The 25522-nt window shown below is 49.2% G+C and carries 20 protein-coding genes; all 20 read left to right on the top strand.

Annotation, left to right across the window (positions count from 1 at the left end):
- Position 1: 1 nt before the first annotated feature.
- The 20 genes from NMA52_RS12565 to NMA52_RS12475 all read left to right on the top strand — a co-directional run bounded on the left by NMA52_RS12565 (position 2) and on the right by NMA52_RS12475 (position 25508).
- Positions 2 to 406 carry a MaoC family dehydratase gene (locus tag NMA52_RS12565; RefSeq protein WP_254828030.1) on the top strand — a complete coding sequence of 135 codons (405 nt, stop codon included), beginning with the start codon at positions 2 to 4 and terminating at the stop codon, positions 404 to 406.
- Positions 396 to 1706 (top strand): DUF4910 domain-containing protein, encoded by a 1311-nt coding sequence (locus NMA52_RS12560; RefSeq protein WP_254828029.1) that lies wholly within the window; start codon positions 396 to 398, stop codon positions 1704 to 1706. The genes NMA52_RS12565 and NMA52_RS12560 overlap by 11 nt, the downstream gene beginning before the upstream one ends.
- A gap of 330 nt (positions 1707 to 2036) precedes the next feature.
- Positions 2037 to 3755 (top strand): hypothetical protein, encoded by a 1719-nt coding sequence (locus NMA52_RS12555; RefSeq protein ID WP_254828028.1) that lies wholly within the window; start codon positions 2037 to 2039, stop codon positions 3753 to 3755.
- A 67-nt stretch (positions 3756 to 3822) separates the two neighbouring features.
- Positions 3823 to 5067 carry a polysaccharide pyruvyl transferase family protein gene (locus NMA52_RS12550; RefSeq protein WP_254828027.1) on the top strand — a complete coding sequence of 415 codons (1245 nt, stop codon included), beginning with the start codon at positions 3823 to 3825 and terminating at the stop codon, positions 5065 to 5067.
- Positions 5064 to 6284 carry a glycosyltransferase gene (locus NMA52_RS19205; protein ID WP_254828026.1) on the top strand — a complete coding sequence of 407 codons (1221 nt, stop codon included), beginning with the start codon at positions 5064 to 5066 and terminating at the stop codon, positions 6282 to 6284. Before NMA52_RS12550 ends, NMA52_RS19205 begins: the two co-directional genes overlap by 4 nt.
- On the top strand, positions 6277 to 7509 hold the full coding sequence (locus NMA52_RS12540; protein WP_254828025.1) for a glycosyltransferase: 1233 nt from the start codon (positions 6277 to 6279) through the stop codon (positions 7507 to 7509). Before NMA52_RS19205 ends, NMA52_RS12540 begins: the two co-directional genes overlap by 8 nt.
- Positions 7510 to 7512: 3 nt before the next feature.
- On the top strand, positions 7513 to 9342 hold the full coding sequence (asnB, locus tag NMA52_RS12535; protein ID WP_256534273.1) for an asparagine synthase (glutamine-hydrolyzing): 1830 nt from the start codon (positions 7513 to 7515) through the stop codon (positions 9340 to 9342).
- Between the two features lie 530 nt (positions 9343 to 9872).
- Positions 9873 to 10445, top strand: a complete 573-nt coding sequence (locus NMA52_RS19200) for a glycosyltransferase (RefSeq protein ID WP_254828023.1) — start codon at positions 9873 to 9875, stop codon at positions 10443 to 10445.
- Positions 10438 to 11604: an O-antigen ligase gene (locus NMA52_RS12525; protein ID WP_254828022.1), complete on the top strand. Its 1167-nt coding sequence runs from the start codon at positions 10438 to 10440 to the stop codon at positions 11602 to 11604. Before NMA52_RS19200 ends, NMA52_RS12525 begins: the two co-directional genes overlap by 8 nt.
- Before the next feature lie 328 nt (positions 11605 to 11932).
- Complete coding sequence (locus NMA52_RS18855) at positions 11933 to 12775, top strand: glycosyltransferase (RefSeq protein ID WP_371930968.1); 843 nt, start codon at positions 11933 to 11935, stop codon at positions 12773 to 12775.
- Entirely contained in the window at positions 12772 to 13872 is a 1101-nt protein-coding gene (gene wecB / locus NMA52_RS12515) for a non-hydrolyzing UDP-N-acetylglucosamine 2-epimerase (protein ID WP_254828020.1), read from the top strand. The genes NMA52_RS18855 and wecB overlap by 4 nt, the downstream gene beginning before the upstream one ends.
- Positions 13873 to 13942: 70 nt before the next feature.
- On the top strand, positions 13943 to 16063 hold the full coding sequence (locus NMA52_RS12510) for a bi-domain-containing oxidoreductase (RefSeq protein WP_254828019.1): 2121 nt from the start codon (positions 13943 to 13945) through the stop codon (positions 16061 to 16063).
- Complete coding sequence (locus NMA52_RS12505; protein ID WP_254828018.1) at positions 16060 to 17988, top strand: alginate lyase family protein; 1929 nt, start codon at positions 16060 to 16062, stop codon at positions 17986 to 17988. Before NMA52_RS12510 ends, NMA52_RS12505 begins: the two co-directional genes overlap by 4 nt.
- Complete coding sequence (locus NMA52_RS12500; RefSeq protein WP_254828017.1) at positions 17985 to 19241, top strand: glycosyltransferase family 4 protein; 1257 nt, start codon at positions 17985 to 17987, stop codon at positions 19239 to 19241. Before NMA52_RS12505 ends, NMA52_RS12500 begins: the two co-directional genes overlap by 4 nt.
- Entirely contained in the window at positions 19238 to 20440 is a 1203-nt protein-coding gene (locus NMA52_RS12495; RefSeq protein WP_371930967.1) for a glycosyltransferase family 4 protein, read from the top strand. The genes NMA52_RS12500 and NMA52_RS12495 overlap by 4 nt, the downstream gene beginning before the upstream one ends.
- Positions 20441 to 20473: 33 nt before the next feature.
- On the top strand, positions 20474 to 21130 hold the full coding sequence (locus NMA52_RS19195; RefSeq protein ID WP_371930970.1) for an acetyltransferase: 657 nt from the start codon (positions 20474 to 20476) through the stop codon (positions 21128 to 21130).
- A gap of 26 nt (positions 21131 to 21156) precedes the next feature.
- A complete protein-coding gene (locus NMA52_RS12490; protein WP_254828015.1) occupies positions 21157 to 22293 on the top strand; it encodes a LegC family aminotransferase in 1137 nt (378 codons plus the stop codon).
- 16 nt (positions 22294 to 22309) lie between these two features.
- A complete protein-coding gene (locus NMA52_RS12485; RefSeq protein ID WP_254828014.1) occupies positions 22310 to 23527 on the top strand; it encodes a polysaccharide biosynthesis protein in 1218 nt (405 codons plus the stop codon).
- 2 nt (positions 23528 to 23529) lie between these two features.
- Positions 23530 to 24240: a sugar transferase gene (locus tag NMA52_RS12480; RefSeq protein ID WP_254828013.1), complete on the top strand. Its 711-nt coding sequence runs from the start codon at positions 23530 to 23532 to the stop codon at positions 24238 to 24240.
- A gap of 221 nt (positions 24241 to 24461) precedes the next feature.
- Positions 24462 to 25508 (top strand): hypothetical protein, encoded by a 1047-nt coding sequence (locus tag NMA52_RS12475; protein ID WP_254828012.1) that lies wholly within the window; start codon positions 24462 to 24464, stop codon positions 25506 to 25508.
- Positions 25509 to 25522 lie beyond the last annotated feature (14 nt).

Here is a 25522-nt window from a genome sequence, read left to right as displayed (position 1 = left end):
AATGGATGTTACTTTAGGTAAGGAGGTTACCTTCGACTGTACGTTCAGTGAAGAAGAAGTTACGCTATTTGCACAAATATCGGGCGACAATAATCCAATCCATCTGGATAAGAAGTATGCTGAAGATTCGATCTTCAAGCGACGGATAGTCCATGGCTGTCTGGTAGCAAGCTCATTCTCTAAAATTTTCGGTACGCTCTATCCAGGGGAGGGGAGTATATACTTATCTCAAACCTTGAAATTTATAAAACCCGTCTACCTGGGGCAACTTATTACCGCAAAGGCTACTTTGATAGATTTTGATCCGGAGAAGCGACGGGGCCGATTCACGACCGAATGTGTGAACGAAGAATCAGCGGCAGTATTAATTGGAGAAGCCGTGGTAATATTCCCAGATGAAAAGTGATATTGAAGGTTATTTTGACCGATTGTGGCCCATTAATCGAAGCCTCACCGGCGAGGGCAATAGAAAAACTCTGGAAATACTATCCGAAATCGTAGACTTAAACATTAAGGAAGTTCCTTCTGGAACCAAATGTTTTGACTGGGAGGTTCCACCGGAGTGGAACGTCAAGGAAGCGTGGATCGAAAATTCAGCAGGCGAGAGGATTGTTGACTTCGCCGATCATAATTTACATCTTGTTGGGTACTCGGAACCCTATGTTGGAACTCTAAGCTTCGCTGAACTTGATGAGCACCTCTATACACTGCCCGAGCAACCTACAAATATACCCTATGTCACATCGTATTACAAGCGACGGTGGGGATTCTGTATGGCGCATAATAAGTATGAATCGCTTGACCGATCCGATACCTACCGGGTCTGCGTGGATACCAGTTTCAATGGTTCAGGAAGCATGACAATGGCCGAGGCAACTATAGATGGTACCTCGGACCGTGAAATCCTTTTCTCGTCGTATATATGCCATCCTTCACTGGCCAGTAACGAATTGTCCGGGCCATTGGTGGCATCATTCGTCTACCGTGAACTTGCGAATAGAGACAATTTGTATTATACCTACCGATTCGCCTTTCATCCAGAAACCATTGGGTCAATCTGCTATCTGGCACAGAATGGGCGAAGATTACAGCAAAAATTAGATGCGGGATATGTGCTCACATGCTTGGGTGACGAGGGTAGTTTTACGTATAAACAATCGCGTCGTGAAAACGCGCTTTGCGATCGCGTGACTGAAATGGTCCTTTCTCAGAGTGATTGCGCTTATAGCATAATTCCCTTTTCACCCATTGGCAGCGACGAAAGGCAGTACTGCTCACCGGGTTTTAATTTGCCGGTCGGTTCATTAATGCGTACAAAATACGAGGAGTATCCGGAGTATCATACCTCAGCGGATAATAAAGAATATGTGTCCTTCTCGTCGATGGAAGATACTGTCCGTAAGATACTGCAAATAGTCGATGTGCTAGAGATGAATCATCACTTTGTCAACCAACGCCCATACGGAGAGCCAAGGCTCGGTAAGTTAGGTTTGTACCCGAGCCTTGGAACGCCAAAGCGTAACCAGGAGGAATTTGCTGCAATGATGTGGCTACTAAATTTAGCGGATGGGTATAATGATATGCTTGCAATATCAACACGAAGCGGTATCCCACTGAGCGAGTTGATACCGGTGGCAAATAAGCTTACGGAAAAGGGACTGTTGGTGCACGGGGATTACGGTCCACGGAAGACCAACCTGAGCTGAGGATGCAATAACCGCGTTCAGCTAGATTCAAGTACATAGCCTCCAAACTTCAGTAGTTGAGCGGGTGCCGAGGAAAGGTTGATGTTGCCTTTGCTCACAGCTTACGGGCAAGGTCCTGGACACTTTGCCCAATCGTGTGTTAATATCTAACAACAACCGGAACTGACAATACATGTACTTATGGCTCTGCTTGTATCTCCGAGGAAGTGTCAGTTGGAATGTATGACCGTCTCTGACAGCTTAATCGCTTCAGTAATATTTAAATATCGAGCTGTCAATTTTCATAATTTTTAAGCCATATATTTTATATACCGCCCAAAATTATATTTTATGTTATTTCCCGATATGATTGATGTACGTCACAAAGTAATTCCATACGTATTAGATGCATGCTCTTCACTTGGTGTAAACTGGGACAAAATCAGCGCTCGATTTAGGCGAGAGGCTATACTAAGTCAGGTCGGAAGGATGTTCAAAGAAGATCTGGTAGGATTAGGCAAAGCCAACTCACCGCTTGACATAGTGTTTGTACCCTACTTAGGCTGTTTTTTGGGGAACAACATTGTACAGATTACCCTAGGAAAAATTCTTCAGGCGCGTGGTCATAACGTTAAGTACTTGGTGTGTGACATTGAGCTACCTATTTGTGAAACTACCGATATAAACAGTCACAATAATCGTTCTGAGATTTGCGCATACCAGGCGCGTCATATGAGGGCTTTCTTCCAGAAGGCAGGTTTCCAGGTTATCAACTTAACGGAGCTCGTGTCTATTGAACGGATCGAAGGGTTAAAACAACAACTTAACGATGACACGTGGGATGTTTTTGTCGAGTCAAAACTTATCAGGTACTTCAAGGTAGGCTTGCTGGACCGGTCGCACCCTATGTTCGGGGAACTGTTTGATAGAGCCCGGCACGCCGCGCTAATATCGGCCGAAATGGGGAAAGCCCTTGCGGCCCTCCGGCCCGATCGCGTCATCATGAGTCATGGAACGTACACCACCCGGGGGCCCGCCAGAATAACGCTGAATGAGGCCGGCATTAAGGTACTGACGATATCGCGCGCGAAGATGGCCGAATCGCAAAAATTTAATTGGAAGACTGCTGGGGATTGGTGGGATGTGGAGAAGGAATGGAAATCCGTCTGCGAGGTGCCTCTTAACCACCAACAGGAAGCCTTAATAGATGACTACCTGCAATCTAGGCGGAACCATAAAAGAGACATTGTGGTCTTCAATAAGACGGCGGAAGAGGACCGGGCGAAAACGTTCGCCAAGTTAGGACTCGATAATAGCAAGCGTACCTATACACTCTTCACTAACGTGCTATGGGATGCTGCAAGCGCACAGCGGGAGATAGCCTTTAAGAACCCTGTGGAATGGACTATAGAGACCGTCAAGTGGTTCCGTCACCGGCCCGATAAACAACTTGTGGTCAGAACCCATCCGGCAGAAACTATCATCGGTACTAATCAACCTTTGGCAGATTTGATCAAGAACAAGCTTGATGATAACATCCCGGAGAACGTAGTAATTTTAGATCCTGATGCCCCCATAAACAGTTGGTCACTACTCAAAATTACCGATTTAGGGTTGGTGCACACAAGTACAGTAGGCATAGAATTAGCCCTGGAAGGTATTCCATGCGTATGCGTGTCTAAAACGCACTACCGGGAAAAGGGCTTTACGCTTGACATAAATAGTAGACAGGAATATTTTGACCTCCTTGAACTGGACGAGATCTCGGACTTTGACGCTGCAACGGCAAAAATGGTGGCTAAGCGATATTCCTACCTGTTGTTTCTTCGCTACCAACTTCCCATGCCATTTTATCACCCGAGGTCACACATTGGCATCTACTCTTTTAAATCGACGGATTGGAAAGAAATATTATCATCCCACGCAATTCCGACAATTGTCAAGGGGATTGAAGAGGGTGATGAATTCATCTTGCCGGACGAAGTTGTTTACGAAATTTACAGGCATCACCTGAATAAGAAGGTAGACCACGGGCCAGACGCGGAACGGGCTATAACCACGACCCTTTAGTGCGGGCAATTGATCACATATCTGTCGATTAGTAGTGCCAGTTGCTAGAGAATTGAAAATGCTATCAATGAAGAAAGTTCTCGTGACGGGAAACGCCACTTGTGGAAACCGGGGCGACGCTGCGATCCTACGGGGGTTAGTGTACGAGTTGCGCAGGGTTTACCCGGATTTAGAGTTGCATATAACTAGCAGGAAACCGGAGGGGTCTTCCTACCTTTTTGGGGAGCCTCTCGAGTCGGATATACTGTATGACCTGAACAACCTCAGCGGAAGTGGTCTGCGTAGGCTAAAGGGGAAGGTGTTCAGAAACATTCGGTACGACTACTTGTATTATTCGGTGAGCAACAGCGTATTTCGCCATATATTTGGAATCCCACGGAGTTACCGAGCAGGGATCGAATTTCTGAAGCAATTTGACGCCGTTATCCACGTAGGCGGATCGTTTTTTATCGACCTCTACGGTAAGAATCAGTACGAGTGGTTAATGGTAGCACGTTACGTTGACGTTCCAGTCTACTTAGTCGGACATAGTCTGGGACCGTTTGAGACAAAGGGGCCCAATCGGATGGCATCATTTCTATTTCCTGGAGTCAAAAAGATTTATTTAAGAGAACTGGCATCCAAGCCGTACCTAGATACACTAAAAGGGAGATTGGATAACGTAGAAGTGGGGGCCGACACCGCATGGCTACTACCAGAAAGCACGCCATCCGGCATAGCGGATGCGGAAATGATACACATCAAAGACCCTATCATCGCCATCACGGTACGAAATCTCGCTCCGTTCGATGTTCGATTGGGAGTCAGCCAAGAGGACTATGAAGGGCTTATGGTTACATTGGTGAACGAGTACAACCACAGGGGGTATCACGTTGTTTGCCTCTCAATGTGTACGGGTTTGGATGGATACGTGAAGGACGACCGGATAGTAGGATACCGTATTCAACAAAGATTAGACGATTCGGATCGGATGACTGTGCTAATGCACGAGTACAATGATACCGAGCTTGGTTATATTTTACAGAGGTGTAAGCTATTGATCGGCACCAGGCTACACAGTGTTATTCTTTCCCTTCGGTACAGAACCCCCGCGATAGCCATATACTACGAGCACAAATCTCTTGGAGTACTGGAAAAATTGGGCTTAGGCGAGTGGTCATTCTATATTAACGACATCCAGGGTAAAGGTATTCGAGAAACCATCGATTACATATTGGCTAATGGTGATAGCGTCAGAAAAAAAGTTGACCAGGCCGTTCAGCTAGAAATTGAAGTAGGGCAGAAGATGATCCGTAACCTGTTTTCCGAGTGAGTAGGAACCTTATTCTTATCACGGGTAACTACCCGTTTTCTGGCCAGGAGACTTTCCTGGAGACCGAAATTATCGAACTCGCTAGTGTTTTCAATAGAGTCGTTATTCTGCCTTCAGACATTCGGGGACGGAAGCGGTCAGTTCCAGCCAATGTTGAAGTTGATGAGTCCTTTGCGGTAGGTTTCAATACTGCGGGTAATAAAGTTCGATCTCTTGTCTCTTATCAATTCCTCCGGGGGCTGATCCTTCACGCTAGGTACGCTGGGAGTATTCAGGCCATTCGAAGAATCAATTCATTCTGTCGGGATCTGATCCTCACGGAAAGTTGGCTGGAAAAGCACAATCCATTTAAAGAGGCCGTTATCTACACGTACTGGCTGAACGGTAAAACACATGGGGCTGCGCGGTACGCACAGGAAAGAGCCGGCATATCGGTCATCTCCCGTGCGCACCGCTACGATCTATACGACTATTGGTTTACACCGAGTTTTTGGCCGTTCCGACAAAAGACCCTGGACCTAATCGACAAGCTCTACGTAATTTCTCAAGATGGCTACGATTACTTACAAAGTCATTACCAAATTCGTGAAACTAAGGTAAGCGTTTCGCGACTCGGTGTCTATTCTACCAATAATACCACACAACGCTCTTCAGATGGGGTGTATCGTATTGTTTCAGTGTCCGGTGTAACGAAGATGAAACGGGTAGAAATGATCGCTGATTATCTGGTAAAACTTGCTACTACCAACGCAAAGCAAAAGTTTGCCTGGACGCATTTAGGTGCAGGTCCGTTGCTGGATACTGTGAAAGATTGCCTGAAGGGGTTGAACTCAAGCAATTTACGAGTCGAACTAAAGGGGCACGTAACTAATGCTGAGGTTTACGATTATTACCGACATCATCCAGTGGATGTTTTTCTCAATCTTAGCGAATCTGAGGGACTACCAGTTTCAATTATGGAGGCGCAGGCTAATGGAGTCCCCGTTATTGCACCAGACGTTGGTGGAGTTAGCGAGATAGTTAACGAAACCACCGGAGTTCTGCTTTCGGAAAAAGTCACCTACGCTGAGTTTGAGAACGCATTTTGGAAAATCTGTACTTCGGAGTCTAGTTACTCCAGTGCAAGCATTCAGGAATACTGGCGTGCTAACTTTGACGCGGCGGTGAACTATATGAAGTTCGCCCACGAAGTGCAGTCTTTTTGTCAAGATGAATAATCAACTACTGGTGGTTACTCACGCTTTCCCTCCTATGGGTGGCGGCGGTGTGCAGCGAATCGTCAAGTTTGCTGTCTATCTGAAGCAGCATGGTTGGGCAGTAACCGTCGTATGTCCTTCACCTGATTCCTACGCTTGGATCGACGAAGAGCGGTACAAGGAAGTTGTTGATATACCGGTAATCAGGATACCACTGCCGCGAATGTCAGATTCCCTGGTGGCCAAGCTTAATCGCCGGTTGGGCTTCATAGACCCTTTTACAAATTGGGCAAAGGATGCGATCAAGCACATTGACCGGCTGGACCTCTCGGGCTTTGCCGCCGTACTGACCAGTGGACCGCCGCACTCTTGTCACTTGGTTGGGATGCACCTCCGCAACCAGCTTGGACTACAATGGGTAGCGGATTTTCGGGACCATTTTACCTTAGGGCCCGAGTATTCGCCTATTTCTATTATACACAGAATTGTCAACCGCCGGTTCGAACGGTTGATCTACGTGCGCGCGGATCATATCATTACTAATACCTATACTAATCAGCTAGACATAATTAAAAAATTTCCAGAGATTAATCACAGCAATTCCCATGTGTCGACGATTTATAATGGGTTTGACGCACGCGATCTCTCGCGTAGTAAAACCGTTAATTGGGACGACAGCCTTCTACATCTCATCTACCTTGGTGGACTGAGAGGGGATCACATTGACGGGGTATTTTATACATTGGTAAGGGAGGCGGTAAATATTAAGCCGGATATCAGTAATCAAATCATGATTCACGTTCTTGGCGATATTAGTAGGAAGGGAACTTTGACGGAGGAGTTGGGAATCGATGATCTATTTGATTTTCAGACCTATGTGCCCTACAATGAGGTTGGATCATATTTGGCAAGCGCTGATGCGGGAATTACTTGGCAAAGGGATCGGGAGTCGTACCGAGGTACCGTTGCAGGGAAGGTTTTTGACTATATCGGCATGTCATTGCCGATCTTTTCTGTCGGACAGAACGATGGTGAAATTGCCAGGATACTCACCGAATTCAAGATTGGTATTTCAACTTCACCAAAGAATACGGAACAGGCAGCAGCTGATTTTATTCAATTCTGTGACAAATTACGAGCCGGCGAAATAACCTACAGTGTGGAAGCCACCAGAACCTTACACGAAAAATTTGATCGTACGAGTCAGGCCCTTCAACTGGCAACCGTACTGAATAAATTACTATAGACGATGTGTGGTATATTTGGAGTGTTCAACTTGGCCAATAGACAACCTATTAATACTAGTGCGGCCGAAGATGCGCTTGAGATAATCGCCCACCGGGGGCCTGATGCTGCCGGATTAAGGGAATGGGAGGGTCAGGTTTGTCTTGGACACCGACGTTTGTCAATAATCGATCTGCGTAGCGAAAGCAATCAGCCATTCACCTACGAACATCTACATATAACCTTTAACGGAGAAATATTTAACTATAAAGAGTTAAGGTCGCTGCTGGTTAAAGTTGGGTTCGTCTTCAGGACCGCATCGGACACGGAGGTTATCCTGGCGTCGTACCTACACTGGGGAGCTGATTGTGTGAACCATTTTAATGGTATGTGGGCCTTTGTGATCTATGACCAAAAGAATCATACCCTGTTCTGTTCCAGAGACAGGTTCGGTATTAAACCATTTAATTACTCGTTCAAAAACGGTCGGTTTTGTTTTGCTTCCGAAATTAAGGCTCTTATAGCTTTTGATCCGGGTACTTACCGAAGCACGAACTATAATGCCATATCGAGATTTTGTCGAGAAACCGTAGGTGCCCAGACAGAGGAAACCTGGTTTGATAATGTGTTGCGCCTTCCCCCAGCTCATAATCTTTTCGTGTCACTTAATGGTCATCACTTCGAAAAGTATTGGGATTATCCTACCGAAAAGAATCGGTTAAACTACCAAGATGCAAAATCCGAGTATCGAAGTCTTTTTGAATCGGCTGTCCGACTAAGACTGCGAAGCGACGTACCTATTGGTCTTACCCTTTCGGGAGGTGTAGACTCCGCTTCTATTGCCTGTCAAGTGAGTCCTCATCAGGAAAAACCATTGCAAACTTATACAGCAAGTTTTCCGGGGAAAACCTTCGATGAATACCCAGTTGCCCGTGCGTTGTCGGAGAAGCTCGGCATGAATTCGGTAGAAGTTCAGTTGGACTATTCAAATTACGTATCAACTCTCGACCGAATCATTTATCACCTGGAATCAGGCCATGGCTCACCGGCCATATTCCCCCTTTGGAATATTACGGAGAGGGCCAAGCGAAATATCACGGTGTATCTAGAAGGGCAGGGTGCGGATGAACTGTTAGCCGGGTATGCGAATTCCGTTTTCGTAGATCATTTTCTAGACCTTGTCGCTTCCGGCAACTATCAAAGGGCCCTCGGCGAACTGAATTCACACCGTAAAGTGTGGCCCATCAAAGAGACTTTGTTACTATATCTTCGTCAGCAGTTACCCGCCAGTTGGCGGACCAGGTACCGGGAGTTTACCGGGCTAGAATCCTTGTACCGGAATGAGCTTACCAACCATCGCCCCTACGAAGGGGATGTGGCAATTTTGAACGCGGACAGCAAACTGAACCGGAGGCTGCAACTTCAGCACCGAAACGGGCTGGTAAATTTATTACATTACGGAGACGCCATATCCATGGCACATTCGTTGGAGAACCGGCTGCCGTTTCTGGATTATAGACTTGTGGAATTTGTGTACGCTTTGCCCTCAGAATATAAAATCAGCGGAGCAATCGGAAAAAAGATTCACCGTGATGTTATGAATGGCTCGGTGCCGGATGCTATTCTTAAAAATGCGAACAAGTTAGGATTTGTTTCACCGCTGAAGGAGGTATTTACCGCCGGATCAGAAGCAGTGGATGTGCTACAGTCCACTGATGCCCGTCAACCAGAACTCTTTGACCGACGTGCGATTGCTAAGCTTCTCAAGGCTCATCAGAATGGATCGGTCAACCACGAAAGAATTTTGTTCAAATTACTGGGTACTAAACTTTGGCTTAATCGCTACGCGCAATGACAGAAAGGGTGTTAGTGGTGCAAACGATCCTTCCACATTATAGGAAATCATTTTTTAGTAAGATAACAAGGTGCAAGGAGCTAGAAATTTATGTATTAGCTGGTTCGTCGGGTAGAGGAATAAAGTCAATGAAGGCGGATGGTCGCCGAATAATGGATACCTTGGGCAACCAAACTTTTCGGGTTGCAGGGCATACCTTTTATCTGCAAAAGGGCTTGTTTAAAGCTATTCGGAGGCTAAAGCCTACGCACGTTGTTTTTGGCGGTCCGGATCTTCACCTAGTCACTACAATAGTGGCTTTTTTATTTCTCCGGTATCTTACCCCCACGAAGGTCCATTGGTGGACCCATGGGCTGAAAGCAGACGCGGGGAAGTTCAGAAGGTGGTTGCTATCGGCCGCCGATTCCGTACTCACCTACGAAACGCGTGGTCGGGATACTGTTATTGCGCTGCCTGGGTTCGCTAAGCCGGTCACTGTGCTTAAAAACTCAATAAGCAACGATGACTACGGATACAATAAACCACGTGTCGTGAGGTCCTCCCGCCCGCGCCAATTCAAAATACTGTTCGCGGGACGACTTACACACGCCAAGCGGTGCGATTTATTGATTAAGGCGGTGAGTGAACTTAGAAACCGGGGAATCGATTGCTCTTTGGATATAGTGGGCGACGGAGCAACCTATGATGAAAACAGGGATTTAGCGATTCGATTAAGTATTGAAGCTCACGTTCACTTCCACGGTGCTCTTTATGACGATGACCTGGTTCCGTTTTTTTCCTTAAGTGACGTATTTGTCATTCCAGGAAAAGTGGGTTTGTCCATTGTCCATGCGTTGTCGTATGGCTTGCCAATAATTACGAGCGATGCCGACATTCACAGCCCTGAAGTTGCTATTGTCAAAGCAGGCGTGAATGGAGCATTTTTCGAAAACTTGTCATTAACTTCTCTGACGGATGTATTGGCTTATTGGCACATTAAGTTGGCTAACGACAACCACGGACTTAAGCAAAGAATACAGAAGACCGTTGTAGCAGCAGGTTACACTCCTGACCAAATGGCAAAGACATTCCTAAATCATTTTAATAGGATGACGGATGTCTAAGGCAATTGAAAGACAACTTGTAGGTCTGTTCTACGGAGTAGCCGTTATCTATACAATCGTAAATCTGGGAGGAACGTTTATTGGGATCCCCGGTGTCGTGTTTCTGGCAATCTTTGGAGTCACGGTCGTATACCTGTACTGGCAAACTTTTGCCAGAACACTCAGTAAGAATATTGCGTCACTCTTAACGTTTTCTATACCGTTATTCGTTCTAAACGTGTCGTTTTCGATCGAGCCCATCAACACAGGAGTCTATTGGGTGCTTTGGCTGATGTTTCTGATTGCATTGATCAAGATAATTCAGCGCTTAAATCAAGCAGACCTGAACCGTATCCTTCGACACGTACCGTATATGCTCTTGGTCGCAAGTGTTGTTTTGTACATAGTATTATTTCCGTATCTAACTTATAGTCTGCCGACCAAAAACTCACTTGGCTTATTTGCCGGTGCAACGCTCATTTCTGCTATGAGCATTCAAAGCTTGGCACGCAAGGGGTTAGTGGGCAGTGTTGCCTTGTTTATTTTAATCGCTTCGGACTCCCGAAGTTCGCTTGTCTTCGCAATCGGTATTGTTGTAATATATCTGGTCAGCATAGCTAGAATGAAGTACGGTTTGGTGTACATGCTAGCCATTGTGCTTCTCCTCATCTTTGAACAGCCGCTTTACACCTTCTTTGAAGACAAGATGCTGAAGAAAGAATTGTACGCCACCAATCTGGATCAGGCTATTGAAAGTGCACAAAAGGAAAGAACGGATCTACTAATCGCCGGCTGGGAACTATTTAAAGAAAGGCCGATCGAGGGGTTTGGTCTCAAAACGAAGTATTACGAAGGGCGGCTGGCACTGACCCCTGGAGCGTACGTACACGTTCACAATGGGTACTTAGGCACGCTTATTGAGACGGGGCTGCTGATCAGCTTCCTCGTCGTACTTTTTATAATAAAAATTTTATTGAAAACGGTTCGCCTCATAGTGGTGGCACCTAAAAGGTACGACAAGATATGGCTGTTCTTTATACTATTCGGATTCATCCGAGCCTACGGTGAAAATTACCTATTTTTCAACATCGGGAACATTTTTTCGATAGTGTTCGTCTTTTTCTGCCTTGTACTTTTACTTGGAGGTAGTAGGTTGAGCTTATTGCCCCTTAGAAAATGAATGCTTTATCGCTCACGTATTAGGTATTGACGGTCTTAACATTCGGGCCGGTGGGGGACTCAAACACTTGTTGGAACTCACGAACAGCGAAGTTTCCCTGCGCTCGTATGGCTTCGCTAAGATTGTCGTGTTCACTTCCCTGGATGATCTTGATCACAGAATCAACAATCCTAACATCCAGGTGTGGGTATTGCCCAGAAACCCAAATCCCCTCTTCAATTACTTCATCCAGAGTCGACAACTTAGGGAAGCTATCATAAAAACAGGCTGCGATATAATTTTTTGTCCCGGGGGTACGGTCCCCCCCACCAACCTCCCTTATGTCTCTATGTCTCAAAACATGCTGGTGTTTGAAAAGGAGGAACGGAACCGATTTCCTTGGGGACCACAGCGGTGGCGCTATCAGCTACTTCAAGTACTGCAGTCCAGATCACTCCGAAATGCAACTGGGAACATATTTATTTCCAGATATGCCAAAGATTATATAAGTGACCGGTTACCGGAGTTGCAAGGTATACCGTCCCGTATCATACCACTAGGTGCAAGTACTAAATTTAGCAGAGGCCCGGAAAGGCAGTATACGGTTCGCGAAAAAATTGACAATGGTATATGCTTCAGGCTTACGTACGTTTCGATTGTAAATTATTACAAACATCAGTGGAACGTGATCGAAGCCGTAGCTCGGTTGAGGGAGGAAGGCTACCCCGTTCAACTCCAGCTAGTCGGTCCGGTCGTGAAGGGTCTGCGTGATCGGATATCCGCCATCGTTGAAGATTACGATAGCTTCGTCGAATATTCGGGTGTCGTCCCTTACCAGATGATTGAAGAGGTTTACCACAATACTGATATATTCATATTTGCTAGTTCCTGTGAGAATATGCCAAATGTACTGGTGGAAGCGATGTCAGCGGGCCTACCCATAGCGTCGTCGCACTACGGCCCTATGCCGGAAATTCTAAGGGATGGCGGTAGGTACTTTGACCCGCTGCAAATTTCTGAAATAGCGGACGCGGTAAAATTCTTACTCGATAACCCTTCCGAGAGATCCACCCTCGCGCAGCGGGCTCATGAATATGCCCAACAGTATACCTGGCAGGATTGCGCGGTGCAAACCCTGACCTTCTTAAGTGAAATGCTTAAGGACGGTACAAAATCAACCATCTCCAAATGAATATCCTTTCCATCGTAGGTGCCCGCCCCAATTTTATGAAAGTCGCGCCCCTGCACCGCGCCTTTACGGCCCACTCAGGCATCACCTCCAAAATTTTGCACACCGGCCAGCACTACGACGCTAAGATGTCGGATGTGTTCTTCAATCAACTCGGGATGCCCGAACCAGATTTTCACCTTGGCGTGGGTGGTGGTAGCCATACCTGGCAGACGGCCCACGTGATGCTAAAATTTGAGGAGATTCTCACAGAGGAGCGGCCGGACGTTGTTCTGGTGGTTGGGGACGTTAACGCTACGGTTGCCTGTAGCCTGGTAGCGGTCAAAATGGGCCTGCCCACGGTGCACGTCGAAGCGGGCTTGCGATCCGGAGATCGTACGATGCCAGAAGAATTGAACCGTCTGGTGACGGATGTTATCAGCGATCACCTATTCGTGACGGAACACAGTGGCCTGGTCAACTTAGCGAAAGAGGGAGTGTCGGACAACAAGGTTTCCTACGTCGGAAACGTAATGATCGATTCGCTGGTCCATTTTCGGGACCAGGCCGCGGATGAATCCATTTTGGACGATCTGGGGGTGTTGCCAAAGGAGTACATCCTAATGACGATGCACCGGCCGCATAATGTAGACGACGAAAAGGGACTGCGGGATATCATTCAAATAATCCGGGACGCGACCCGGCATAAGCAGGTGGTTTTCCCCATTCATCCCCGTACGGCAAACAACTTCAGACAATTTAGTTTGACCAAAGAGTTGAATTCAATTCCCGGGCTGATCTTAACTGATCCGCAAGGCTATTTGCAGTTTCTCAAACTGATGGATAATGCTGCGGTGATCGTGACTGACTCGGGTGGCATTCAGGAGGAGACTACCTTCCTACAAGTACCCTGTATCACATTTCGCGATACGACCGAGCGGCCGGTAACGGTTGAGCTAGGAACAAATTTTTTGATGGCCGATCTCAATCCGGTAACGGTGCGTACCCAATTAGAAGATATTCTTTCGGGTAATGCCAAAGTGGGCACTATTCCTGCCTTGTGGGATGGTCACGCCGCTGACCGGATCGCCAAGCGCCTATGGATGCTGTACGGTCAATAATAAGGCTGGCTGCAATGCGCCACGGAGCCTCATCAAGTAAGTAATTGAATATCAGGCTCCAAACAACGATATGAAGCAACTCATTCAAAATCTCAGGTCCGGTGAGACCATTCTGGAAGAGGTTCCCGTCCCTCGTGTCGGGCGGGGTCAGGTGTTGATCCGCACACGAAGGTCACTAGTGTCGTTGGGCACTGAGCGTATGCTAGTGGAATTCGGAAAGGCGGGATTGGTGGCCAAAGCGCGACAGCAGCCCGAAAAGGTGAAGATGGTACTGGATAAAATCCAGGCAGAGGGTCTGCTGCCCACGCTGGAGGCTGTGTTCAACAAATTAGGACAGCCATTACCGCTTGGGTACTGCAACGCCGGAATCGTCGAAGCCGTCGGACCCGACGTTACCAGATTTCGTGCAGGTGATCGTGTAGTTTCTAATGGACCCCATGCAGAGTTTGTAACCGTGCCCCAAAACTTAGTGGCTCGGGTGCCGGAAGGAGTGAGTGACGAGGAGGCAGCCTTTACGGTCATCAGTGCCATTGGCCTGCAGGGCATCCGATTACTGCAGCCCACGCTCGGAGAAACGGTTGTTGTTTTCGGGCTTGGATTGATCGGTCTGATAACCGCCGAGCTCTTACTGGCAAATGGTTGTCGGGTTATCGGACTGGACCTGGATGAACAAAAGCTGGAGTTTGCGCGGAACAAAGGAATAACCACGTTCAATCCTAGTACGACCGACCCAGTCGCCGCGACGAGTCACCTTACGGATGGGGTGGGTGTCGATGGAGTCATCATCACCGCGTCGGCCAAAACCGACGCTATTGTGTCCCAGGCCGCCCGGATGTGCCGCAAGCGCGGACGGATCATCCTGGTGGGGGTGGTGGGCTTGCAATTGAACCGCTCCGAATTCTACGAAAAAGAGTTAAGTTTCCAGGTATCCTGCTCCTACGGGCCGGGCCGATACGATGCGGAATACGAGGAGAAGGGTCAAGATTATCCGATCGGCTTTGTACGGTGGACGGAGCAGCGCAACTTCCAGGCCGTATTGGAAGCCATTGAGCGGGGTCGATTGGATGTTCAATCGCTCATTACCGAGAGGGTCCCGCTAGCGGAATACGGACGGATCTACGAGCACATGGGACAATCCAATTCGATTGCATCTATTTTAGAATATCCTGAAGAGGTCAGCGAAGCACGCAGTGTCGTCGTCAATCCGCCTAATAAGAAAAAAGCGACCGGATCGACGGTAGGAATAATTGGCGCAGGCAATTTCACTAAGATGACCATGCTGCCGGCCCTAGATAAAACGGGTGCGGACCTGTCCTTCATCGCGGGAGCGGGGGGCGTTAATGCCACCGCGTTAGCAAAAAAGCACGGAATTACCCGAAGTACAACCGACTACCGAGAATTGCTGGATGACCCGCAGTTGGGGTGCGTCCTGATCGCTACCCGCCACCATTTGCATGCTCCCATGATTGCGGAAGTGCTGGGCGCGGGAAAGCACGCATTCGTGGAAAAACCCCTAGCCATAGATGAGGAGGGACTGAACAAGGTCATGGAGGCATACGCGTCTTCGTCCGGAGGCCTTATGGTCGGCTTTAATCGGCGGTTTAGCCCGCACACCGAGAAAATTAAAGCCGTACTAGATCCAAAAGCCCCCAAGAATATGATCGCGACGATGAATGCCGGTGCCATTCCACCGGAGGTCTGGGTACACGATATGCAGACCGGCGGCGGCCGGTTGGTCGGAGAGGCTTGTCATTTTATTGATCTATTAGTTTTCCTCAGCGGTAGTCTGGTAACGGAAGTGTGTACTTCCGCTTTAGGACTTCACCCGGAGGATAATACGGACAATGCGAGTATTCTGTTACGCTTTGCCAATGGGGACCAGGGAGTAATCAATTACTTCGCCAATGGTGATAAATCCTATTCAAAGGAACGCCTGGAAGTCTACAGCCGGGGGGGGACCATCGTGATGGACAACTTCCGCAAAACGAAAGGCTTCGGAGTGCCGGGCCTTAAGAAATTTTCGACACGTCTCGACAAGGGACACCGGAACCAGTTCACCAGGCTTATGGAGGGTGTGAAAACTGGCGACATTGAACTCATACCCTACGCCGAGATAATAAACGTGAGCAGAGCAGCACTGGCTATAGTCGAATCACTCAAAACCAAAAGCTGGGTAAGCGTTCCCGTATGATCGAGAAGCTACAGAGTGCCGTCAATCTTGCCCGGAACATGGGGCCACGTTACGTGGGCTTTCGACTGTGGTATGAGTTGAGTCGACGTACCGGGTGGCTCCGTCGCAGGTTCCCATCCGCCCCCCCTCATCGGACATTTTGCTCCCTTTCAGAATGGCGCCGGAATACTCCGGCGTTTTTTTTTAATTCCCGGCAAGCGCTTTCGTTCCCGCGCAATCCATCAGGAGATCTCAAAGAATACACTAACCGACTGGTAAGTGGGGAATTTCAATATTTTTCGGCGGAATGGAAGAAAATAGGTACGCAACCTGACTGGTGGCTGAACCCGAATACGGGTTACCGGTATTCCGACGATCACTGGACGGAAATACCAGATTACGACCAGGATAAGGGTGACATAAAGTACGTTTGGGAACGATCACGATTCTCGCACCTGTTGCCGATGATTCGCCTGGACTATCACTCGGGCGATGATCGCAGTGAAGCTGTCGTTGAAGAAATAATTCGCTGGATTGAAGGTAACCCCATTAATCGTGGCCCGAATTGGCGGTGCAGTCAGGAGATATCCCTACGCGTACTGAACTGGACGTTCGCGCTACATTACTACCGAGATGCGACAGTCTTGACGGAGGATCGCTTCTCTCAAATAATTCATGCAATTTATTGGCAGATCCATCACGTATACGAAAACATTCATTTTTCCCGCATTGCCGTGCGCAACAACCACGCGCTGACGGAAACTTTGTTGCTTGCACTTAGTGGATGGTTGTTCCCCTTCTTTCCCGAAGTGGCTAAGTGGCAGAAAGAGGGCGCGAAATGGTTTGAGGAAGAGGTGGATTACCAAATTTACGATGACGGCACTTTCTTGCAGTTTTCCCACAATTATCACCGGGTGACGGTTCAGTTGCTCACGTGGGCAATCCGCCTAGCAAAAGTGAATGACCAGCCTTGGTCGAGAGTAGTTTACCAGAAGTCAGCGGCATCCCTTCAATACCTTTCTGCGTGCATGATCGACCAAAATGGTCATTTGCCAAACTATGGGGCAAACGATGGCGCGCTTTTTTTCCCGCTCACCGACGCGGATTACAGGGATTATCGTCCGGAACTGGGCGCGCTAGCTGCGGCGCTGATCGATGCTGGCTGGGATAACGAAGAAACACGAGGAGCATACGAACGTTGTCGCGAGGCCGCGGCGGAAGCCACATCATGGTACGGTGTAATGATCAGGAGTGCTCCCCAAAGTGCAACTTACCGTCTCCCGACGCTGGCCGAATTTACTGTCGGAGGATACTACCTGATGCGATCGTCTCCGAACGACCTTACGTTCATCAAATGCGGTAGCTACCGCGACCGACCGTCCCACGCTGACAATCTGCATATAGATATATGGTACCAGGGAGATAACATCCTGCGCGATGCAGGAACTTACCGATACAATGCCGAACCGGAATTGCTGCGGTATTTTAATGGAACCAGATCCCATAATACCATCACATTGGGAGACTATGATCAGATGAAGAAGGGCCCCAGGTTTGTCTGGTTTCACTGGTCAAAGGCGCGGGGTGCCAGTTTGTGGAAAGAAGCGGATACGCTTAAGTTCAGGGGTCAGATTGAAGCATTTGCTGAGTTGGGAACAAACATTACGCATACCCGGGAAGTCAGCTATATGCCGGCTAAGTCTTGCTGGGTCGTTCGGGATGAGGTAGATCATGCAACCCCACTGCCCATACAACAGCACTGGAATCCTTCACCTTTATTTTTCGATAATTTTCAGTTGACGGCAAGGGATGCTGAGGGTAATACGCTGGATCCGGAAATTCTACAAGGTTTGTATTCAGGGTATTACGGAAAGAAAGAGACCACCGAGGTATGGAGATTCACCACAACTAAAAAAACGATTATTACTGAAATTCGGCTCCGATGAAAATTTTATTAATCCACCAGTATTACCTGGAAGAGGACGATGGTGGCGGTTCGCGTTTTAATGAAATGACCCGGGTGTGGGCCGATCGGGGACACGAAATTCAGGTGCTCGCAGGGATGATGCACGCTAACGCCCACGAAAAAAGACCGGAGTACCGGGGTAAATACTATGTCCGTAAAGATCATGGATCGGTCTCGGTACTTCGTTGTCATGTTTCCGAAGCCTATAACCGGGGATTCATTGGGCGTCTATGGGGTTACTTTTCCTTTGTTTTTTCTTCTCTTTACGGTGGGCTGTTCAAGTTAAAAAAAGACTATGACGTTATTTTGGTGACGTCCCCCCCGCTTTTTGTTGGTATTACGGCTTTGCTATTATCACTGATCCGAAAAAAGCCTTTTGTTTTTGAAGTGCGTGATCTTTGGCCCGAATCCGCTATCGATACGGGGGTTTTGCGCAACAAGGCAATAATACGCCTCGCGTACTGGTTCGAAGCCATGATGTATCGGAAAGCCCGGTTAATCAACGTGCTTACACCTGCTTTTCGGTCCACTTTGATAAATAAGAAGAACGTCCCGGCCGATAAAGTCATTTTCATTCCGAATGCAGCGGACTTTACTTTGGCGGAAAACGTATTATTTGATTTCAACAGATCGGCATTTCGAAGAAAAATGGGGTGGGACGATCGATTCGTAATTACCTACGTTGGGGCGCACGGAGTAGCAAACCACCTAATGCAATTGGTAGAGGTGGCCCAAACTCTTACTGACGTGCCGGTACACTTTGTTCTCATTGGAGACGGTATGGAGAAACCCCACTTGCGCAAAGAGGTCAATGAACGCGGCCTCAAGAATATAGAGTTTATTGATCCGGTCCCCAAACGAGAAGTATTTCGATACATTGCGGCATCTGAATTTGGAACCTCGGTTTTAAAGCGGGTGGATACCTTCAAGACGATCTATTCTAATAAGACTTTCGACTATATGTCTTGTCGCCGGCCCATCCTTCTGTTAATCGATGGAGTCTCTCGTGAACTAGTGGAAACAGCCGGTTGCGGAGTGTATGCCGAACCGGAAAACATCCGGGACATTGCTAACAAAATTCGTAGCATTTATTCTACGACCGAGGATGAACGCAATGCTATGGGTGTGTCGGGATATACTTACGCGCGTGCGCACTTCGATCGGGAAGAATTGGCGTTGACGTACGAAACAGCGCTACGCGAAGCCATCGAGTTGCCCGCAGTAGACAAATGAAGTCAACGGTACTGGGTCGCAAACCTACCTTATTACGCATCACTACTTCCAGGACCTCCCTTAGCGTGCTACTGGATGGTCAGCTACCGTATATGAGGGATCATGGCTTCAGGGTAGTGAGCGTAGCGGGGGATGATCGTATGGCACCCGGGCAAACTTTCAGTTGGCCGCACTTTGAAGCGCCCCTTACGCGACGCATGACCCCCTGGCAGGACGTGCGCGCCATAATACAGTTAATAACGCTGATGCGTCAACTACGGCCCGATATTGTTCATACACATACTCCCAAGGCAGGCCTATTAGGAATGTTAGCGGCCCGATTTACCGGCGTGCCCATACGTATTCATACCCTGGGTGGTCTTCCGCTAGTGACTGCCCGGGGCAGTAGGCGTGTTTTACTGTGGCTGGCGGAGAAAGTGACCGGTTACGCCGCTCAACACATTTGGGCGAACGGGCCAACCTTACTCGACGATGTTCGACGAATGGGGCTTTATCCTAAAAATAAACTGGAGATGGTGGCCGATGGATCGTCTAATGGGATTGACCTAAGGTACTTCTCCTCCTTAAGCGTTAGTGACCATCGAATATCCGCCGCACGAAAGGCATTTTCTTATTCGCCGGCTGCGTCTTACTTATTGTACGTTGGGAGACTGGTACACGATAAAGGTATTGACGAGTTAGTCAGTAGTTTCGCGCAATTGGTGAAGAAGCGACCGCAACTAAAGTTGCTGCTCATCGGTCCCCTCGAAGAGGAGCGCGACGAAGAAAAATTATTGCCTACGACCCGAAGGATTATCGAAAGCAATCCGGCAATTGTACATCTGCACTGGACTGACGACGTGCCGGCTTTTATGTACGCTGCGGATTTGCTGGTCTTTCCCTCCCACCGTGAAGGTTTCCCCAACGTACTCTTACAAGCGGGGGCCATGGAGTTGCCCATTGTTTGTTCGGATGTTCCGGGAAATATCGATATTGTCGATCACCGATCAACGGGGCTTGTATTTCCGGCCAGAAATGGTCCGGCTCTACTGGATGCGATCGAAAATGCCCTCACTCACCCGGAACAGATGAAACGGATGGCGGTGAAATTGCGGCAAATAATAGAGAATAAGTTTGATCGCAATCATATACACGCGGAATTGCTACGTCGCTACCGGTCGCTGTTGTTTAAGGCGGATTCTTGCTCTACCTTGAGCTAAGAGAATTTGTGATAGAATAACATTTTCTAAAAAATAAGAAAAGCAATCGAGGCCACGACACTTATTGGATATTCCGGACACGCATTCGTCGTTGCTGATGTAATCCTAGCGACTGGGCGTTCACTGTATGGCTATTTTGAGCGGGAACAGAAAACTACGAATCCTTATAAATTAAAATATCTTGGTGAAGATTCGGCGACCCAACTGATTGCCCTACCCCCAGGCGTCGATTTGTTTGTAGCCGTAGGAAACAATCACCACCGCAAGGTCATCACGGAGCGGCTACTCACCTGTGATCGTAAGTTAGCATTTCCGGCTCTCCACCCCTCGGCAGTTGTTTCCCCCCTGGCTTGTATATCGGCTGGTGTACTGCTGGCACCTCAAGTTACTGTCAATGCTCTCGCCAAAGTTGAGGTTGGAGTCATTCTAAATACTTCAAGCATTATTGAACACGAATGTGTCATCGAGGCTTTTGCCCACATTGCACCGGGCGCGGTCCTGGCCGGCAACGTGAGAGTAGGGGAAGGAGCCTTTGTCGGTGCCAACGCAATAATCAAACAGGGCGTGAATATCGGACAATGGTCGACCATTGGTGCCGGTGCAGTCGTTCTGGAGGACGTCGCCCCCCGCACCACCGTAATTGGTAACCCGGCTAAACGAATTAGCCCACCTCTTAGCCCCAGGCCCTAACTTATCTTGCCTCTACAGTATAATCTATGATCCCACTTTCCATCCCCCACCTTGCCGGTAACGAATGGACGTACGTCAAGGAATGCCTAGACACCGGCTGGGTATCCACGGCCGGGGCTTACGTAAGTAAGTTCGAAGAATCCATTGCATCTTTCACCGGAAGCCGCCACGCTATTTCATGCATGAACGGAACCGCCGGTCTGCATACGGCGATGAATTTACTGGGGATCGGTACCGGCGACTACGTACTCGCCCCGAATCTGACCTTCGTGGCCACGCTCAATGCAATCTCCTACACCAAGGCCGAGCCGCTGTTGCTGGACATCGACCCGGAAAGCTGGCAACTCGACCTCGACTTGCTGCAGCGGTTCCTCACCTCGGATACCTACGGCAAGGCGGGTGTCCGCTATCTGAAGGCGGATGACCGCCGGATTGCCGCCATCATGCCCGTACACGTTCTGGGCAATATGTGCGACATGGACCGGCTACTCGCGATCTGTCGAGATCACGATCTTCCAATCATCGAAGACAGTACCGAAGCCCTGGGGAGCACCTGGAAGGGAAAACACGCGGGCACCTTCGGCACCTTCGGCACAAGTAGTTTCAACGGCAATAAGATCATTACTACCGGCGGGGGAGGGATGATCTTTACGCAGGATGCAGTACTAGCCGACCGGGCTAAGCACCTCACGACTACGGCGAAAACCGACCCACTCGACTACTTCCACGACGAAGTAGGGTACAATTACCGACTAGTGAACGTGCTGGCGGCCATCGGCCTGGCCCAGATGGAGCAACTGCCGGAGTTGATCCAGTACAAAAAGCGAATGGATGCATTTTATCGCGCGCAATTGAGCGGGGTAGGGGACATCCAGTTCCAGCAAATCACCGATGGAGTGGACCCCAACTGCTGGCTGTTTACTTTCCGGACCGCCCGGATGCGGGAACTGCTGACCTTTCTGAACGACCGGGGAGTGCAGTCGCGCCCCTTCTGGACGCCCATGAATCAACTCCCCATGTACGCTTCCCTACGGTACGTCACCGAACGCAATCATGCAAGCCGAGTCCACGCTACGGCCATTAGTATTCCGAGTTCTAGTGGATTGAGCGAAGCACAACTCGGAGAGGTCGTAACCACGATTAGAGAGTTTTATCACGCCTAAAGCGCCTACATAACGAATGAAACATTTTAGTCTTAATAATTTTATCAGTCAGTACGTGACCGAACGGGAAGAAAGCCTGTTTGCCGGTGATCTCGCACGCTACCGTGCCGAACTGGCGCGGGAAATCGACGGCAAGTCGGCACTCGTCATTGGCGGAGCCGGCACTATCGGTTCCTCCTTTATCCGCGCGCTACTCAAATTTCGTCCCGCCCGACTGTACGTGGTGGATACCAACGAAAATGGCCTTACGGAGTTGACACGGGACCTGCGCTCCGCCGCCGACCTGAACGTGCCGGACGATTATAAGCCATATCCCATCAACTTCGGAGATCCGGTATTCTCCAAAATCATGCGCAACGAAGGTCCGTTTGACATCGTAGCAAATTTCGCCGCCCATAAGCACGTCCGTAGCGAAAAGGATCATTATTCTATTGAGGCGATGATAGACAATAACGTGCTTAAAGCCCGGCATCTCTTGGAACTACTATTGGCCTACCCTCCTAAACACTTCTTTTGCGTCTCTACGGATAAGGCAGCTAACCCAGTGAACGTGATGGGTGCCAGCAAGAAGTTGATGGAAGAACTGATTTTGGCGTATTCGGACCGAATAAAGATCAGCACGGCCCGCTTCGCCAATGTGGCCTTTTCCAATGGCAGTTTATTGTTCGGCTTCCTGGAACGCATGATGAAGGAGCAACCGCTGAGTTCCCCCAACGACGTAAAGCGGTACTTCGTAAGCCCGGAAGAGTCCGGCCAGATCTGCCTGCTGGCCTGTATTTTAGGCCGTAGCGGAGAAATCTTTTTCCCTAACTTGAGGGAAGAGCAAATGCGCACCTTTTCCAGCATCGCCGTAGACTTTCTACGGGAATACGGCGCGTACGATCCGGATTACTGCGACACTGAGCAGGAGGCCCGGGAAAAGGCCACCCAACTCACGCAACGATCGACCCGGTACCCCGTGTATTTTTTCGGCAGCAGTACGTCGGGGGAAAAACCTTACGAGGAATTCTTCACCGAGGGGGAAGCGGTGGACCACTCACGATTCGAGCAACTCGGTGTAATTCTGAACGCGGGACGCAAGAGTACCCGGGATATCGATGTGATGTTTGCCAAATTAACGGCTCAATTTCAGGACAATCAAATTGACAAGGCCGCCATCGTACGCCTCATCGCGGATTTTATTCCCAATTTTGAGCACATGGAGACGGGGCGGTCACTCGACCAGAAAATGTAAGGATGTACCAGTATATCAAGCGATTTTTCGATTTTGTTTTTGCCCTCATTGCGCTGATTGTCCTTAGTCCCCTGCTGATTCCCATCGTGATCGGTCTGCGGCTAACGGGAGAAGGATATGTCTTCTATCTCCAGGAGCGTATCGGTTACCGTAACCGTCCGTTCAGTATTTATAAGTTCGCCACGATGCTTAAAGATAGCCCAAACATGAAGGGGGGCATCATTACCACGGCCAAGGACCCCCGCATCACCCCCATGGGCGGATTTTTGCGCAAATCAAAGATTAACGAACTTCCTCAATTACTCAACGTGCTTTTTGGGGATATGAGTTTTGTCGGTCCTCGCCCCGTCATGCGGAAAAGCTTCGATCAGTATCCGGAGGCAGTGCAGGCGGTAATCTACAACGTCAAGCCTGGGATCACCGGCATCGGTAGTATTGTGTTTCGTGACGAAGAACAGTTGATCACGGAGGTACGTGACAGCGGCGGGGATACGTGGGCTTACTACCGGAAGGTTATTTATCCCCACAAGGGAAAGATCGAGCAGTGGTACCAGGCAAACCAGTCATTCTGGGTGGATCTCAAAATTCTTTTCCTGACCGCCTGGGTCATTTTGCAACCGGAATCCGACATGGTGTACCGGGCATTTCCGGAAGTCCCCGTTTTCAGGAGAAATGCCGCGAACGAACGGTCAGCGGGTGGCTACAATGCCTAACTAAATCGAGCGTATTCGTGGAGGCGGAAAAAATTCTTTTTCTCACCAATTATTTTCCGCCACGTCCCGCCGTTGCCGGTCGTCGACTTGGCCATTTAGCTACCCGGGCGCTCCAGCAGTATGAGCAGGTTTTCGTTATCCGCGCGGACAGAAAGTTTGTTGGAGAAGATCCTCCCGGATTGATCATCACTCCGCTACCGGCACAGGATTTAAGATCACTGATGAGCGGTGACGGACCCGCGGGCACCCTTCCCCACGATAGCTTGCGCCGAAGGTTTGCCGGCCCTCTTCTTCGCCTACGACAATCCTTCCCTTTTCTTTACTTCACGGACGACGGCGGCCCTCTATATCGTCGCAGCGCTTACCGGGAGGCCGTCCGCCTGATTGAAACGGAAGGAATCGGGACGATCTTTTCCTCCTTCCGCCCCTGGTCGGATCACCTAGTGGCGAGAAAGCTGAAGAAGCGGTTTCCCCAATTACGCTGGATCGCTGATTTCCGCGATATCCATGCAGACCCCGTGCGTAAGGATGTGTGGTGGCCCGCTCTACAACGCTGGTGGGCTCGACGAATGATTGCCAGTGCCGACGAAGTATGGGGGGTTTCCGAAGGACAGGTAGGACATCTGCGGGAGATCTATCCCGCACCCATCATTCGGCGTAATCGCCTGACCGGGCTCCCCCCGGCCACTACGGCCCCCCCCAGCGAACGATTCACGATTCTCTATACGGGTAGCCTGTATGATCGCCTGCAGTCAGTCGAACCCCTGGTGTCTGCGCTGAATGAACTCGTGGCGGCCGGTCAGATCGATCCGCGAAAGGTGGAACTCATATACCGGGGCAAGGACAACGTGCTTTGGGATCTATGGCTCGCGACCCTACACAAAGAAATCCACCGCGATACCCAGACCTACGTTGCTCCCGCGATCGCGCAATCCATGCAACACGCCGCCCAAGTACTGCTATTGCTGAATTGGTCGGCGCAGAACTACTACGGTGTACTTACCGCGAAGTTGTACGAATATCTGTACGCCGGCCGGCCGATTCTGGCGCTGGTCAATGGTCCCGCTGACCCGGAACTTTCCGAACTCGTAGAACTGACCGGCGCGGGCCGGGTTTTTGCCGCCCGGGAGCCGGTGACCGAATGGCTGCTCGAGCACTATAGGAAGTGGCGTGACAACGGGGGCAAGCTAGCGTGGTCACCCAATCTATCACACCTTCGGGTATATCTGGAAGACTGGCAATTCCGGCCGGCTCCAACGCAAGACTAGAATTGCCTTCCCAC

Source organism: Lewinella sp. JB7, from assembly GCF_024297185.1.
GTDB lineage: Bacteria > Bacteroidota > Bacteroidia > Chitinophagales > Saprospiraceae > Neolewinella.
This window is presented reverse-complemented; position numbering and strand designations above follow the sequence as displayed.